Origin of the sequence: Amycolatopsis sp. YIM 10 (assembly GCF_009429145.1) — a bacterium.
Taxonomy (GTDB): Bacteria; Actinomycetota; Actinomycetes; order Mycobacteriales; family Pseudonocardiaceae; genus Amycolatopsis.
This window is the reverse complement of sequence record NZ_CP045480.1, coordinates 8,347,630-8,364,133: the sequence shown is the minus strand read 5'-3', so window position 1 is coordinate 8,364,133 and position 16,504 is coordinate 8,347,630. Positions and strand designations below refer to the sequence as shown.

The following is a 16,504-nucleotide window of genomic DNA, read 5'->3' as shown; positions in this document are numbered from 1 at the left end:
CGACAAAGGACGGGTTGATGACCGACTCCACCAACCAGTACGTCGAGGCACTGCGGTCGTCCTTGAAGGAGATCGAGCGTCTCCGCAAGCAGAACCAGCAGCTGGTGACGTCCGCCGTGGAGCCGATCGCCATCGTCGGCATCGGGTGCCGGTACCCGGGCGGAGTGACCAGTCCGGAGGAGCTGTGGGACCTGGTCGCCGAGGGCCGTGACGCCATCGGCGGCTTCCCGCTCGACCGCGGCTGGGACGTCGAAGCGTTGCGCAGCGCCACCTTCGAGGGCGGCTTCCTGTCCGATGTGGCCGATTTCGACGCCGGGTTCTTCGGCATCTCCCCGCGTGAGGCGGTGGCGATGGACCCGCAGCAGCGGCTCGTGCTGGAGACCGCGTGGGAGTCGCTGGAGCGCGCGGGCATCGACCCGCTTTCGCTGCGCGGCAGCCAGACCGGGGTGTTTCTCGGGACCACCGGCCAGGACTACGGCAGCCTGACCGCGAAGTCCGGTGAGGGCGACGCGTTCACCACCACGGCATCGGTCGCCAGTGTGATCTCCGGCCGCGTGTCCTACACCTCGGGACTCGAAGGCCCGGCGGTCACCGTGGACACCGCGTGCTCGTCGTCGCTGGTCTCGCTGCACCTGGCCGTGCAAGCGCTGCGGCAGGGCGAGTGCGATCTGGCGCTGGCCGGTGGCGTGATGGTGATGTCCACGCCGACCGGTTTTGCCGCTTTCACCCAGCAGGGCGGGCTCGCCGCCGACGGCCGGTGCAAGTCGTTCGCCGAAGCTGCCGACGGCACGGGCTGGTCGGAAGGCGTCGGTGTGCTCGCGCTGGAGCGGGTCTCGGACGCGCAGCGCAAAGGGCACAAGATCCTGGCCGTGGTGCGGGGTTCCGCGGTGAACCAGGACGGTGCGTCGAACGGGCTGACCGCGCCGAACGGGCCGTCGCAGCAGCGGGTGATCCGTGCGGCGCTGGCGAACGCCGGACTGAAGCCGTCCGATGTGGACGCTGTCGAAGCACACGGCACGGGCACCGTGCTGGGCGACCCGATCGAGGCGCAGGCGGTGCTCGCGACTTACGGGCAGGACCGTGAGACGCCGCTGCTGCTCGGCTCGATCAAGTCGAACCTCGGGCACCCGCAGGCGGCGGGCGGGGTCGCGGGCATCATCAAGATGGTCATGGCGCTCCAGCACGCCGTGCTGCCGAAGAGCCTGCACATCGACGCGCCTTCGTCCAATGTGGAATGGGATGCCGGGTCGGTCGAGCTGTTGACCGAGCGCCGCGACTGGCCGGAGACAGGGCGTCCGCGCCGGGCGGGCGTGTCCTCGTTCGGCGTGAGCGGGACGAACGCGCACATCGTGCTCGAACAGGCCCCGGCCGCCGAAGTCGTGGCGGAGCCCGCCGAAATCGAGCCGTCGGTGGTGCCGTGGCTCGTCTCCGGGCGCAGCGCCGAAGCACTGGACGCGCAGATCGATCGGCTCCGGGCCGTCGCGGGCTCCCCGGCGGACATCGGCCTTTCGCTGGCCACGACCCGTTCGGCGTTCGAACACCGCGCGGTGCTGGTGGACGGGTTCACCGAGATCGAGCGGGGCGTCGCGACCGACCGGCTGACCGCGTTCCTGTTCTCCGGGCAGGGTTCGCAGCGGATCGGCATGGGGCGCGAGCTGTATGACCGGTTCCCGGTGTTCAAAGCCGCTTTGGACGAGGTTTTCGAGCACCTCGACGTGCGCGAGGTCATGTGGGGTGAGGACCAGGAAGCGCTGAACCAGACCGGGAACGCGCAGCCCGCGTTGTTCGCCATCGAGGTGGCGTTGTTCCGGTTGGTGGAGTCGTTCGGCATCAAGCCGGACTACCTGGCCGGGCATTCGATCGGTGAGATCGCGGCCGCGCACGTGGCCGGGGTGCTCGGTCTGGAAGACGCGTGCACGCTGGTTTCCGCTCGTGCGCGGTTGATGCAGGCACTGCCGACTGGTGGTGCGATGGTGGCGGTCAAGGCGTCCGAGGACGAGATCACCCTGCGCGGGGGTGTGTCGATCGCGGCGGTGAACGGTCCGTCGAGTGTGGTCATCGCGGGTGAGGAAGCCGCGGTGCTGGAGATCGCGGCCGGGTTCGAGAAGACCTCGCGGTTGAAGGTGTCCCACGCGTTCCACTCGCCGCTGATGGACCCGATGCTCGACGACTTCCGCGCGGCCATCTCCGGACTGACCTTCAACGAACCGCGGCTCCAGCTGGTCACCTCCGGCGATGTGACCACAGTGGACTACTGGGTGAACCACGTGCGGGACACCGTGCGGTTCGCCGACCACGTGCGACGGCTCGCCGAGCGGGACGTGACCGCGTTCCTGGAGCTGGGCCCGGACGGCGTGCTGTCCGCGATGGCGCAGGAGAGCGTCGAAGCGGTGGCCGTGCCGCTGCTGCGCAAGGACCGCCCCGAGGAGTCGGCCGCAGTCGCCGCACTGGCGAAACTGCACGTCAGCGGGGTCACCATCGACTGGGCGCCGTGGTTCGCCGGTACCGGTGCGCGCAAGATCGACCTGCCGACCTACGCCTTCCAGCGGCAGCGGTACTGGGCCGCGGCGGCCAGCACCTCGGGTGACGTCCGCGCGGCCGGGCTGGGCGCGGTCGAACACCCCGTGCTCGGTGCGACCGTCGACCTGGCCGCCGGGGAAGGGCTGCTGTTCACCAGCCGGTTGTCGCTGCGCACGCACCCGTGGCTCGCCGATCACAACGTGCAGGGGCGAGTGCTGCTGCCGGGCACGGCGTTCGTCGAACTGGCGCTGCGGGCCGGTGAAGACCTCGGCCTGGATCGGATCGACGAACTGACCCTGGCCGCACCGCTGGTCATTCCCGAAGACGGCGCGCTCCAACTCCAGGTGCACCTGGGCGCGCCCGACGAGGGCGGCCGCCGGTCGATCGCGGTGTACTCGCGGGCCGACGACCTGCCGTGGACCACGCACGCCACCGGTTTCCTGGCCGAAGGCGCGCAGCCGCCCGCGTACGACTTCACCGCCTGGCCGCCCGCCGGTGCGGAGCCCCTCGACCTCACCGGGCACTACGAGCGGTTCGCCGAGCTGGGCTTCAGCCACGGGCCGACGTTCCAGGGCCTCAAGGCCGCGTGGAAGCAGGGCGAGGACGTGCTCTTCGCCGAGGTCGCGCTGCCGGAGTCGGCCGAGCGGGACGCCGGCCGGTTCGTGCTGCACCCGGCGCTGCTCGACGCGAGCCTGCACGCCGCCGGGTTCGCCGACCTCGGTGAAGTGAGCCGGGGCGGGCTGCCGTTCTCGTGGGAAGGCGTGTCGCTGCACGCGACCGGGGCGACCGCGCTGCGGGTTCGCCTGGCGCGCGGTGCCGGTGAGGCCGTGGCGATCGAGGTCGCCGACACCGCCGGTGGCCCGGTCGCCTCGGTCGAAGGGCTGCTGGCCCGGTCGGCTTCCGCGATCGAGGCGCCGGTCACCAGCTCGCTGTTCCGCCTCGACTGGGTGCCCGTGCGTACCGGAGCCGAGCCGGAGTTCGCCGAGCACACCGACCTGGCGTCCCTTGTGGACGTGCCGCCGGTGGTCGTCTACCCGGTCGAGGCCGGGGACGACGACGTGGTGACGTCCGTGCACGAGGTGACCGCGCGGGTGCTGGGCGTGCTGCAGGAGTGGCTGCGCGAGGAGCGGTTCGCCGATTCACGCCTGGTCTTCGTCACCGGTGACGGCCTGGTGGCATCGGCGGTGTGGGGCCTGGTGCGCTCGGCGCAGTCGGAGAACCCGGGCCGGTTCGGGCTGGTGGAACTCGAACCCGGCGCCCCGGTGGCGCAAGCGCTTGCGACCGAAGAAGCGCAGGTCGCCGTCCGTGACGGCAAGGTGCTCGCGCCGCGTGTCACGCGTGCGGAAACCGGCGAGCGGGCGGTCTGGGACCCGGACGGTCTGGTGTTGATCACCGGCGGAACCGGCGGTCTCGGCGGCGTGATCGCCCGCCACCTGGTGAACGAGCACGGCGTGCGGAACCTGCTGCTGGTCAGCCGTCGTGGTGAGGCTGACGTGTCGGACATCGACGCGAACGTGCAGGTCGTGGCGTGTGATGTCGCCGACCGGGAGGCGCTGGCCGCGTTGCTGGCCGAGCACGAGGTGAAGTCCGTGATCCACACGGCCGGGGTGCTCGACGACGGCGTGATCGGCTCCCTTGACGCGGACCGGCTCGACACCGTGCTCCGGCCCAAGGTCGACGCGGCCTGGAACCTGCACGAGCTGACCGGCGACCTCGACGCCTTTGTGCTCTACTCCTCGGCCGCGGGCACCTTCGGCACGCCCGGCCAGGGCAACTACGCGGCCGCAAACGCTTTCCTCGACGCACTCGCGGCTCACCGGCGGGCCGCCGGACAACCTGCGGTGTCGCTGGCCTGGGGCGCGTGGGACCCGTCGATCGGGCTCACCGGCGGGCTGTCCGATGCGGAGCTGAAGAAGATCACCGGCTCCGGCATGCCGCCACTGTCGATCGAGCAGGGCGTCGAGCTGTTCGACGTCGCGCTCGCCGGGCCGGACGCGGCCGTGCTGCCGGTCCGCCTGGACCTGCCGGTGCTGCGTGCGCAGGCGGAGATCCCGCCGCTGCTGCGCGGGCTGATCCGCGCCAGGGCGCGGCGGGCCGTCGCCGGTTCGGAGACCGCGATTTCGCTGGTGCAGCGGCTTTCCGCGCTGGGTGAGGCCGAGCGTTCGGAGGCGCTGATCGACCTGGTCCGCGGTCAGGTGGCCGCCGTGCTGGGGCACCTCGGCGCGGAGTCGGTGGACCCGGCGCAGGCCTTCCAGAACCTCGGCTTCGACTCGCTGACCGCCGTCGAACTGCGCAACCGCCTGGGCACGGCGACCGGCCTGCGCCTGCCGTCGACGCTGATCTTCGACTACCCGAACACCGCCGCACTGGCCGCCTACCTGGCCGACGAGTTGTTCGACGGCCGGGAAAGCCAAATTCACGGCACCGTGACGCGCCGGGAAAGCCACATTCACGGCGACGACCCGATCGTGATCGTGGGCATGGGGTGCCACTACCCCGGTGGCGTGGATTCGCCGGAGGACCTGTGGGAGCTGGTGCTCGGCGGCACCGACGCGATCTCCGAGTTCCCCGCCGACCGCGGCTGGGACCTCGACACGCTCTACAACTCCGACCCCGACCACTTCGGCACCTCCTACACGCGCAACGGCGGTTTCCTGCGTGGCGCGGGCGAATTCGACCCCGAGTTCTTCGAGATGAGCCCGCGCGAGGCGATGGCGACCGACGCCCAGCAGCGGCTACTGCTCACCACCGCGTGGGAGGCCATCGAGCGCGCCGGGATCGACCCCGCTTCGCTGAAGGGCAGCGCCACCGGGGTGTTCGCCGGGGTGATGTCCAGCGACTACAGCACGCTCATCGACGACGAGGCCTTCGAGGGCTACCAGGGCACCGGCACCGCGGGCAGCGTGCTGTCCGGCCGGGTCGCCTACTCGCTCGGGCTGGAGGGCCCGGCGGTCACCGTCGACACGGCTTGTTCGTCCTCTTTGGTCGCGTTGCACCTGGCCGCGCAGGCTTTGCGTGCCGGTGAATGCACGCTCGCGCTGGCCGGTGGGGTCACCGTGATGGCGACGCCGGGTTCGTTCATCGCCTTCTCCCGTCAGCGCGGCCTCGCGCAGGACGGCCGCTGCAAGTCGTTCGCCGACGCCGCCGACGGCGTGGGCTGGTCCGAGGGTGTCGGCCTGCTGGTGCTGGAACGGCTGTCCGACGCTCGCCGCAACGGGCACACCGTGCTCGCCACCGTGCGCGGCTCGGCGATCAACCAGGACGGTGCGTCCAACGGCCTGACCGCGCCGAATGGTCCGTCGCAGCAGCGCGTCATCCGACAGGCCCTGGCTTCGGCAGGTCTGTCCACTTCGGACGTCGACGCGGTGGAGGCGCACGGCACGGGCACGACGCTGGGTGACCCGATCGAGGCGCAGGCGTTGCTGGCGACGTACGGCCGGGATCGGGAAACCCCGCTCAAACTGGGCTCCATCAAGTCCAACATCGGGCACACGCAGGCCGCGGCCGGTGTCGCCGGCGTGATCAAGATGGTCATGGCCATGCGGCACGGCATGCTGCCGCAGACGCTGCACGTCGACGCGCCCTCGTCCCATGTGGACTGGGAAGCGGGTTCGGTCGACCTGCTCACCTCGCCCGCCGAATGGCCGGAGCCGGGACGCCCGCGCCGGGCCGCGGTGTCCTCGTTCGGGGTCAGCGGGACCAACGCGCACGTGGTGCTGGAGCAGGCGGACTCGGTGGCGCCGCAGGTCATCGAGCCGGTGGTGGAGCCGAAGGCGGTCCCGCTGCCGGTCTCGGCGAAGACGATCGCCGCCCTGGACGGTCAGGTCGAGCGCATCCGCGCGGTCGAGGCACCGGCGGTGGACGTCGGTTACTCGCTGACCGGCCGGACGACCTTCGAGCACCGCGCGGTTCTGCTCGACGGGGTGGAGGTCGCACGTGGTTCCGCGGTCGATCGTCCACTGAGGATCGTGTTCGCGGGTCAGGGCTCGCAGCGAATCGGGATGGGCCGAGGGCTGTACGAGCGGTTCCCGGTGTTCGCCAAGGCCTTGGACCAGGTCTTCGAGTATCTCGACGTGCGCGCGGTGATGTGGGGCGAGGACCAGGAAGCGCTGAACCAGACCGGGAACGCGCAGCCCGCGTTGTTCGCGTTCGAGGTGGCGTTGTTCCGGCTGGTCGAGTCGCTGGGGATCAAGCCGCAGTCGCTGGCCGGGCACTCCATCGGCGAGATCGCCGCCGCGCACGTGGCCGGGGTGCTGTCGCTCGAAGACGCGTGCACGCTGGTTTCCGCGCGGGCCCGGCTGATGCAGGCGCTCCCGACCGGTGGCGCGATGGTGGCGATCAAGGCGGCCGAGGACGAGGTCACGCTGACCGAGGGCGTCTCGATCGCGGCGGTGAACGGTCCGTCGAGTGTGGTCATCGCCGGTGAGGAAGCCGCGGTGCTGGAGATCGCGGCCAGGTTCGAGAAGACCAGGCGGTTGAAGGTTTCGCACGCATTCCATTCGCCGTTGATGGACCCGATGCTGGACGAGTTCCGGGCTGCCATCGAGGACTTGGCCTTCAACGAACCGCGCATTCCGATGCCGGGTGAGGTCACCTCCGTCGACTACTGGGTCCGGCACGTGCGCGACACCGTGCGATTTGCCGACAACCTGGTCCCCGAGAACGCGTACCTGGAACTCGGCCCGGACAGCACGCTGTCGGCCATGACCGCCGAGGTGGCCGAGGTAGTGGTTCCGGCGCTCCGCAAGGATCGCGACGAGGAAACCGCCTTCGCCACCGCGCTGGCCCAGCTGCACGTCAACGGTGTTTCCGTGGACTGGCCCCGGTTCTTCGACGGCACCGGCGCCCAGCGCGTCGACCTGCCCACCTACGCCTTCCGGAACCAGTGGTACTGGCCGCCGGTGATCGTCCGGCCCGGCGATGCGACCGGCCTCGGCCTGGTGTCGGTGGAACACCCGCTGCTCGGCGCGGCGGTCGAACTCGCGGACGGCGAGAGCGTGTTCACCAGCCGCCTTTCGCTGCGGACGCACCCGTGGCTGGCCGACCACACGGTCATGGGCCGCGTGCTGCTGCCCGGCACCGCCTACGTCGAGCTCGCCCTGCGTGCGGGTGACGAGGTCGGCTGCGACCGCATCGACGAGCTGACCCTGGCCGCGCCGCTGGTGTTGCCAGAACTGGGTTCCGTGCAGTTGCAGGTCCGGGTCGGCGAGGCCGACGGGACCGGCCGCCGGACCGTCGCCATCCACTCGCGCACCGACATGGACGCGCCGTGGGCGCAGCACGCGACCGGTGTGCTCGGCAGTGGCGAACGCCGGGCCGACTTCGACGCCACCGCCTGGCCGCCCGCCGGCGCCGAGGCCGTCGACATCGCGGGCGCCTACGACCGGTTCGCCGCCGACGGATTCGACTACGGCCCGATGTTCCAGGGCCTGCGCGGGGTCTGGCGCAGCGGCGACGAACTGTTTGCCGAAGTGTCCCTTCCGGACGGTGCCGAGAACGCCAACTTCGGCCTGCACCCGGCATTGCTGGACGCCGGGCTGCACGCGGTCGGGTTCGCCGACCTCGGTGTGATCAGCCGGGGAGGCCTGCCGTTCGCCTGGGTGGGTGTGTCGCTGCACGCCACTGGTGCCACCACCATTCGGGTGCGGATCACCGCGACCGGTGAGAACGCGGTCTCGATCGCGGTGGCCGACGCCGCCGGTGCGCCGGTGACCTCGATCGAATCCCTGGTCGTGCGCGCGGTTTCGGTCGAGGAACCGGATGCCGACCGCGATTCGCTGTTCCGCGTCGACTGGGTGCCGATCACATCGTCCACTGTGGATGACTACGAACTGCATCACGTCGAGTCGTCCGGTGACGTGGTGGAAGCCGCGCACACCGCGACCGCCGGCGTGCTCGCCGCGATGCAGCGGTGGCTGACCGAGGAACGCACCGGGCGGCTCGTTTTTGTCACCCGGAGCACGGATCTCGCCTCCGCCGCCGTGCACGGTCTCGTGCGTTCGGCCCAGTCCGAGCACCCGGGCCGGTTCGGCCTGGTGGACACCGACGGTGACCCGGCGCCCGGGCTCGGCGTCGACGAACCGCAGGTCATCGTGCGTGACGGGGTGGCGAAAGCCGCGCGGCTCACGCGCGTGACCACCCGCGAGCGGGTGACTTGGAACCCGGACGGCCTGGTGTTGATCACCGGTGGCACCGGTGGTCTCGGCCGGGCGATCGCGCGGCACTTGGTGGATGAGCACGGTGTGCGGAACCTGTTGCTGGTCAGCCGCCGCGGTGAGGCTGACGTGTCCGATTTGGACGCCAACGTGCAGGTGGCTGCCTGCGATGTGGCCGACCGTGACGCGCTCGCCGCGCTGCTGGCTCAGCACGATGTGAAGTCCGTGATCCACACGGCCGGCGTGCTCGACGACGGCGTGATCGATTCGCTCGACGCGGACCGGCTCGACACCGCGCTGCGGCCCAAGGTCGACGCCGCCTGGAATCTCCACGAACTCACCGGCGACCTGGACGCCTTTGTGCTGTTCTCGTCCGGTGCCGGGGTGTTCGGCACGCCGGGCCAGGGCAACTACGCCGCCGCCAACGCCTTCCTCGACGCCCTCGCCGAGCACCGCCGCGCCGAAGGGCTGCCCGCGGTCTCGCTCGCTTGGGGCGCGTGGGCGGAGAGCGGCATGCTCGCGGGAACGGACGTCGAACGGCTGGGGCGCGGTGGAATGCCGCCGCTGTCTGATGAAGAAGGGCTGCGGCTGTTCGACCTCGCGCTCGGTTCGGGCGAGGCCGCGGTGCTGCCGATGCGCCTGGACCTGCCGGTGCTGCGCGCGCAGGGCGAGATCCGGCCGTTGCTGCGCGGGCTGATCCGGACCAGGGCCCGTCGTTCGGTCGCCGGGGCGGAAACCGCCGTCACGCTGGTGCAGCGACTGTCCGCGCTGGGCGAGGCCGAGCGCGTCGAAGCGCTGCTGGACCTCGTCCGCGGTCAGGTCGCGATGGTGCTCGGGCACGCCGGGCCGGAGTCGGTCGATGCCGAGCAGGCCTTCCAGGGCATGGGTTTCGACTCGCTGACCGCGGTCGAACTGCGCAACCGGCTGACCTCGGCGACCGGCCTGCGCCTGCCGTCGACGCTGATCTTCGACTACCCGACCACTGCCGCGCTCGCCGGTTACCTGCGCGACGAGCTGTTCGACGCGGCCGCCGCCATCCCGCGGCAGGTCACCAGGGCGGTGACGGACGACCCGATCGTCATCGTGGGCATGGGCTGCCGCTTCCCCGGCGGGGTCGGCACCCCCGACGAGCTGTGGAACCTGGTGCTCGACGGCACCGACGCGATCACCGGCTTCCCGGTCGACCGCGGCTGGGATCTCGACCGCCTCTTCCACGAAGACCCGGACAACCCGGGCACCTCGTACACGCGTTCCGGCGGGTTCCTGCACGACGCCGCCGAGTTCGACCCGGCGTTCTTCGGCATGAGCCCGCGTGAAGCGCTGGCCACCGACGCGCAGCAGCGCCTGCTGCTGGAGACGTCGTGGGAGGCGATCGAGCGGGCGGGCATCGATCCGACGACGCTCAAGGGCAGCGAGACCGGCGTGTTCGCCGGGGTGATGTACAACGACTACTCGTCGATCATCGACGGTGACGGTTTCGAGGGCTACCAGGGCACCGGCGCCTCGCCGAGCGTGGTTTCCGGTCGCCTGTCCTACACCTTCGGCTTCGAAGGCCCGGCGGTCACCGTCGACACGGCGTGCTCGTCGTCGCTGGTGGCCGTGCACCTGGCCGCGCAGGCGTTGCGTGGCGGGGAGTGCTCGCTCGCGCTGGCCGGTGGGGTGACCGTGATGGCCACGCCGGGCACGCTCGTCGAACTTTCCCGCCAGCGCGGGCTCTCCGCGGACGGCCGGTGCAAGGCGTTCTCCGACTCGGCCGACGGCGCCGGGTTCTCCGAGGGTGTCGGTGTGCTGGTGCTGGAGCGGCTTTCCGACGCCAAGCGCAACGGGCATCCGATCCTCGCGGTCATGCGCGGCAGCGCGGTGAACCAGGATGGTGCGTCGAATGGTTTGACCGCGCCGAATGGTCCGTCGCAGCAGCGGGTGATCCGGCAGGCGCTGGCCACGGCCGGTCTGTCCACAACGGACATCGACGCGGTGGAAGCGCACGGCACGGGCACGACTTTGGGCGACCCGATCGAGGCGCAGGCGCTGCTGGCGACCTATGGGCAGGACCGTGAGCGGCCGTTGCTGCTGGGGTCGATCAAGTCGAACTTCGGGCACACCCAGGCGGCCGCCGGTGTCGCGGGCGTGATCAAGATGGTCATGGCCATGCGGCACGGCATTTTGCCGCCCACGTTGCACGTCGACGCGCCTTCGTCCCATGTGGACTGGGAGGCCGGTTCGGTCGAGCTGCTGACGTCGCCGGTGGAATGGCCGGAAGCGGGCCGGGTGCGCCGGGCGGGTGTCTCGTCGTTCGGCATCAGCGGGACCAACGCGCACGTGATCCTCGAGCAGCCGCCGCAGTTGCTGCGCGAGCTGGCGGAGCCGACGGTCGAACCCGCGGTGGTGCCGCTGCCGGTCTCGGCGAAGACGCCCGCCGCGCTGGACGCGCAGGTCGAGCGGGTCCGCGCGCTCGAGGCGTCGGTCGATGTGGGCTTCTCGCTGGTGTCCACGCGGTCGACGTTCGAGCACCGGGCGGTGCTGGTCGATGGCGCCGAGGTGGCGCGGGGTGTGGCGGTCGAGCGGCCGTTGTGCATTGTTTTTGCTGGTCAGGGTTCGCAGCGGGTCGGGATGGGCCGGGAGTTGTATGACCGGTACCCCGTGTTCACCAAGGCCCTGGACGAGGTCTTCGAGTACCTCGATGTCCGTGAGGTGATGTGGGGCGAAGACCAAGAGGCGCTGAACCAGACCGGTAATGCGCAGCCCGCGTTGTTTGCGCTGGAAGTGGCGTTGTATCGGCTGGTTGAGTCGTGGGGTGTCAGGCCGCAGTCGTTGGCTGGGCATTCGATTGGTGAGGTCGCGGCGGCGCATGTGGCCGGGGTGTTGAGCCTTGAGGACGCGTGCACCCTGATCAGTGCGCGGGCGCGGTTGATGCAGGCGTTGCCGACTGGTGGCGCGATGGTGGCGATCAAGGCCACTGAGGCGGAGATCCCGCTTGTGGACGGGGTTTCGATTGCGGCGGTGAATGGGCCGAACTCGGTGGTGGTTGCCGGGGATGAGGCTGCGGTGCTGGAGATCGCGGCTGGGTTTGAGAAGACTTCTCGGCTCAAGGTGTCACATGCGTTCCATTCGCCGTTGATGGAGCCGATGCTCGACGAGTTCCGGGCGGCGATCGAGGGTCTGACCTTCAATGAGCCGAGCATTTCCATGCCCGGCGAGGTCACGTCGTCCGAGTACTGGGTGCGGCACGTGCGCGAGACCGTCAGGTTCGTGGACAACCTGAGCCCCGACCACGCGTATTTGGAGTTGGGGCCGGACGGCACCTTGTCGGCGATGGCCGCCGAGGTGGCTGAAGTCGCGGTTCCGGTGTTGCGCAAGGACCGCGGCGAGGAAGCCGCGATCGTCACCGCGCTGGCGAACCTGCACGTCAACGGCACCCGCGTGGACTGGACCAAGTTCTTCGCCGGAACCGGCGCGCGACGCGTGGAGCTGCCGACCTACGCCTTCGAGCACCAGCGCTTCTGGCCGTCGCGGGCGCTCGGCGGGCCGGGTGACGTGCGTGGCGCCGGGCTCGGCTCGGTGGACCACCCGCTGCTCGGCGCCGCGGTGGAACTCGCCGAGGGCGACGTGGTGTTCACCAGCAGGCTTTCCCTGTGGTCGCACCCGTGGCTAGAGGACCACACGATCATGGGCCGCGTGCTGCTGCCCGGCACGGCGTTCGTCGAGCTGGCGTTGCGCGCCGGGGACGAGTTCGGCTGCGATCGGGTCGACGAGCTGGCACTGGCCGCGCCGTTGGTGCTGCCCGAACAGGGTGCGCTGCAGCTGCGGTTGCGTGTCGGTGCCGACGAGCACGGTCGTCGCACGCTGACCGTGCACAGCAGGCCGGAGGACGCCGTCGACCTGCCGTGGACGCAGCACGCCACCGGTGTGCTGACCACCGGCGAGCAGCGCGCCGACTTCGACGCCACGACCTGGCCGCCACCGGGTGCCGAACCGGTCGACATCGACGGTTGTTACCAGCAGTTCGCCGAGAACGGTTTCGACTACGGCCCGGTGTTCCAGGGCCTCAAGGCGGTCTGGCGGCACGGTGCGCACACCTACGCCGAGGTCGCGCTCCCCGAGGAAGCCGACCGCGACGGGTTCGGGCTGCACCCGGCCCTGCTCGACGCGACCCTGCACGCGGCCGGGTTCGGCCCGTTGAGCCAGGGCGGGCTGCCGTTCTCCTGGGAGGGCGTGTCGCTGCACGCCACCGGCGCCACCGCCCTCCGCGTGCGGCTGACCCCGGCCGGGGACGACGCGGTGGCCATCGCATTGGCCGACACCGCGGGCGAGCCGGTCGCGTCCATCGAATCCCTGCTGGTCAGGGCGGTGGAGGCGGATCAGCTCGACCAGCACCGCGCCGAGCGCGACGCGTTGTTCGCGGTGGAGTGGACCCCGGTCACCGCCACCGCGACCGAGCGGACCGCGATCACCGTCGACGGCCGACTTGCGTCCATTGTGGACGTGCCGGACCTGGTGCTGCTGCCGGTCGAGCCCTCCGGTGACGTGGTCGGCGGAACCCACGCCGCGACGGCCGAGGCCCTCGCACTGGTGCAGGAGTGGCTGGCCGACGAGCGGTTCGCCGACTCCCGCCTGATCTTCGTGCTCCGCGATCCCGCCGACCTGGCGACAGCCGCCGTTGCCGGATTGGTGCGTTCGGCGCAGTCCGAGCACCCCGGCCGGTTCGGGCTGATCGAAGGTGAGGCGTCGCCGGAAGCGCTCGGGGTGGACGAACCGCGGGTCGCGGTCCGCGACGGTCAGGTGCTCGTGCCGCGGCTCGGCCGGATCACGCCGCAGGAGTCGTTCACCTGGGACCCGGACGAACTGGTGTTGATCACCGGCGGTACCGGTGGCCTCGGTCGCGCGATCGCTCGTCATTTGGTGGATGAGCACGGCGTGCGGAACCTGTTGCTGGTCAGCCGCCGCGGTCAGGCCGATGTGTCCGATTTGGACGCCAACGTGCAGGTGGCTGCCTGCGATGTGGCCGACCGGGACGCACTTGCCGCGTTGCTGGCTCAGCACGATGTGAAGGCCGTCATCCACGCCGCCGGCGTGCTCGACGACGGCACGGTCGGCTCGCTCGACGCGGACCGGCTCGACACCGCGCTCCGGCCCAAGGTCGACGCGGCGTGGAACCTGCACGAGCTGACCGGCGATTTGTCCGCCTTCGTGGTGTTCTCTTCGGCCGCCGGGGTCTTCGGCGCGGCCGGGCAGGCGAACTACGCGGCGGCCAACGCCTTCCTCGACGCTCTCGCCGAACGCCGTCGCGCCGAAGGGCTGCCCGCGGTCTCGCTCGCCTGGGGCGCCTGGGCGGAGACGGGCATGCTGGCCGGTGCCGACGGCGGCCGGCTCGCCCGGTCCGGGATGCCGCCGGTGGACCCGGAACTCGGGGTCGCGCTGTTCGACGCGGCACTGGCCGGTGACCGCCCGGTGGTCCTGCCGGTGCGTCTCGACCTGCCGGTGCTGCGGGCGCAGGCGGAGGTCCCGCCACTGCTGCGCGGCCTGATCCGGACGCGGGCCCGGCGGTCGGTCGCGGGCTCGGAGACCGCGGCCTCGCTGGTGGGCCGCCTGCTGGCGGTCGGCGAGGACCAGCGCGCCGAGATCCTGCTCGACCTGGTGCGCGGTCAGGTGGCCGGCGTGCTCGGCCATGTGGACGGTGCCGCGGTCGACCCGGCCCGGCCGTTCAAGGAGCTGGGCTTCGACTCGTTGACCGCGGTCGAACTGCGCAACCGCCTCGGCTCGGTGACCGGGCTGCGGCTGCCCGCGACGCTGGTCTTCGACTATCCGACCGCCGCCGTGCTGGCCGGTTACCTGCGTGACGAGCTGCTCGGCGCGGACGTGGTCATCCCGGCGCAGGCCACCAAGGTGGTCGCGGACGACCCGATCGCGATCGTCGGAATGTCCTGCCGCTTCCCCGGTGGAGTGTCCACTCCGGAGGAACTTTGGCGCCTGGTGTCCGAGGGCACCGACGCGATCACCGAGTTCCCCGACGACCGTGGCTGGGATCTGGACAACCTCTTCGATCCGGACCCCGACAACCCAGGCACCTCGTACACGCGTGAAGGCGGCTTCCTGCACAACGCGGCGGAGTTCGACCCGGCGTTCTTCGGGATGAGCCCGCGCGAGGCGCTCGCGACCGACTCGCAGCAACGGTTGTTGCTGGAAAGCTCCTGGGAAGCGCTGGAGCGCGCGGGCATTGACCCGAATGCGCTGCGGGGCAGCCAGACCGGGGTGTTCACCGGCGTGATGTACAACGACTACGTCTCCATTTTGGACGGTGGCGGCGACAACGAGGGCTACCAGGGGACCGGTGCGTCCTCCAGCGTGGTTTCCGGCCGGGTGTCGTACACCTTCGGCTTCGAGGGCCCGGCGGTCACGGTCGATACGGCGTGCTCGTCGTCGTTGGTGGCGATGCACTGGGCGATGCAGGCGTTGCGGTCGGGGGAGTGCTCGCTGGCGCTGGCCGGTGGTGTGACGGTGATGTCCACGCCGAGCGCGTTCATCGGGTTCTCGCGGCAGCGCGGTCTCGCGGTCGACGGCCGGTGCAAGGCGTTCTCGGATGACGCCGACGGAGTGGGCTGGTCCGAGGGCGTCGGTCTTGTGGTACTGGAGCGGCTTTCGGATGCCCGGCGCAATGGGCACAAGGTGCTCGCGGTGGTGCGTGGTTCTGCGGTGAACCAGGATGGTGCGTCGAATGGTTTGACCGCGCCGAATGGTCCGTCGCAGCAGCGGGTGATCCGGCAGGCGCTGGCTTCGGCTGGTCTGTCCACTCAGGACGTTGACGCGGTCGAGGCGCACGGCACGGGCACGACGCTGGGTGACCCGATCGAGGCGCAGGCGCTGCTGGCGACGTATGGGCAGGACCGTGAGCGGCCGCTGCTCGTCGGCTCGATCAAGTCGAACCTGGGCCACACGCAGGCCGCGGCCGGTGTCGCGGGCGTGATCAAGATGGTGCTGGCGATGCAGCACGGGGTGTTGCCGCCGACCCTGCACGCGGACACGCCGTCGTCGCATGTGGACTGGGAAGCCGGTTCGGTGGACCTGCTCACCGAGGCCACGGACTGGCCGCGGAGCGAGCGCGCCCGCCGGGCGGCGGTGTCCTCGTTCGGGTTCAGCGGGACCAACGCGCACGTGATCCTGGAGCAGGCGCCGCCCATGGTGGTGCCGGAACGCCGCGACGAGGAACCGGGCCTGGTGCCGTGGGTGCTGTCGGCGCGTACGGAAGGTGCGCTGAACGCGCAGATCGAGCGTGTTCGCGCGGTCGACGAGTCGCCGTTGGATGTCGGCTACTCGCTGATCAGCCGGGCGACCTTCGACCACCGCGCGGTCCTGCTCGATGGCGCCGAGGTGGCGCGGGGTTCGGCGGTCGAGCGGCCGTTGCGCATCGTTTTTGCTGGTCAGGGTTCGCAGCGGATCGGGATGGGTCGAGAGTTGTACGACCGCTTCCCGGTGTTCGCTGCCGCGTTGGATGAGGTTTTTGCGCACCTCGATGTTCGTGAGGTGATGTGGGGTGATGATCAGGAGGCGCTGAACCAGACGGGGAATGCGCAGCCTGCGTTGTTCGCGCTGGAAGTGGCGTTGTATCGGCTGGTTGAGTCGTGGGGCATCAGGCCGCAGTCGTTGGCCGGGCATTCGATTGGTGAGGTCGCGGCGGCGCATGTGGCCGGTGTGCTCAGCCTCGAAGACGCGTGCACCCTGATCAGTGCGCGAGCGCGGTTGATGCAGGCTCTCCCAACCGGTGGCGCGATGGTGGCGATCAAGGCCACCGAGGATGAAGTCGCGCTGACTGAGGGTGTGTCGATTGCGGCGGT

Annotated in this window: 1 protein-coding gene (cut by a window edge); it reads left to right on the top strand. The window is 70.6% G+C overall.

What is annotated here, in order from left to right:
• Positions 1–17: 17 nt before the first annotated feature.
• Positions 18–16,504, top strand: partial view of a type I polyketide synthase gene (locus tag YIM_RS39285; protein ID WP_153035194.1) — the 5' portion only. The gene runs 13,102 nt beyond the window's last position; the window shows 16,487 of its 29,589 coding nt (coding positions 1–16,487); its start codon is at positions 18–20; its stop codon lies off the right edge, out of view.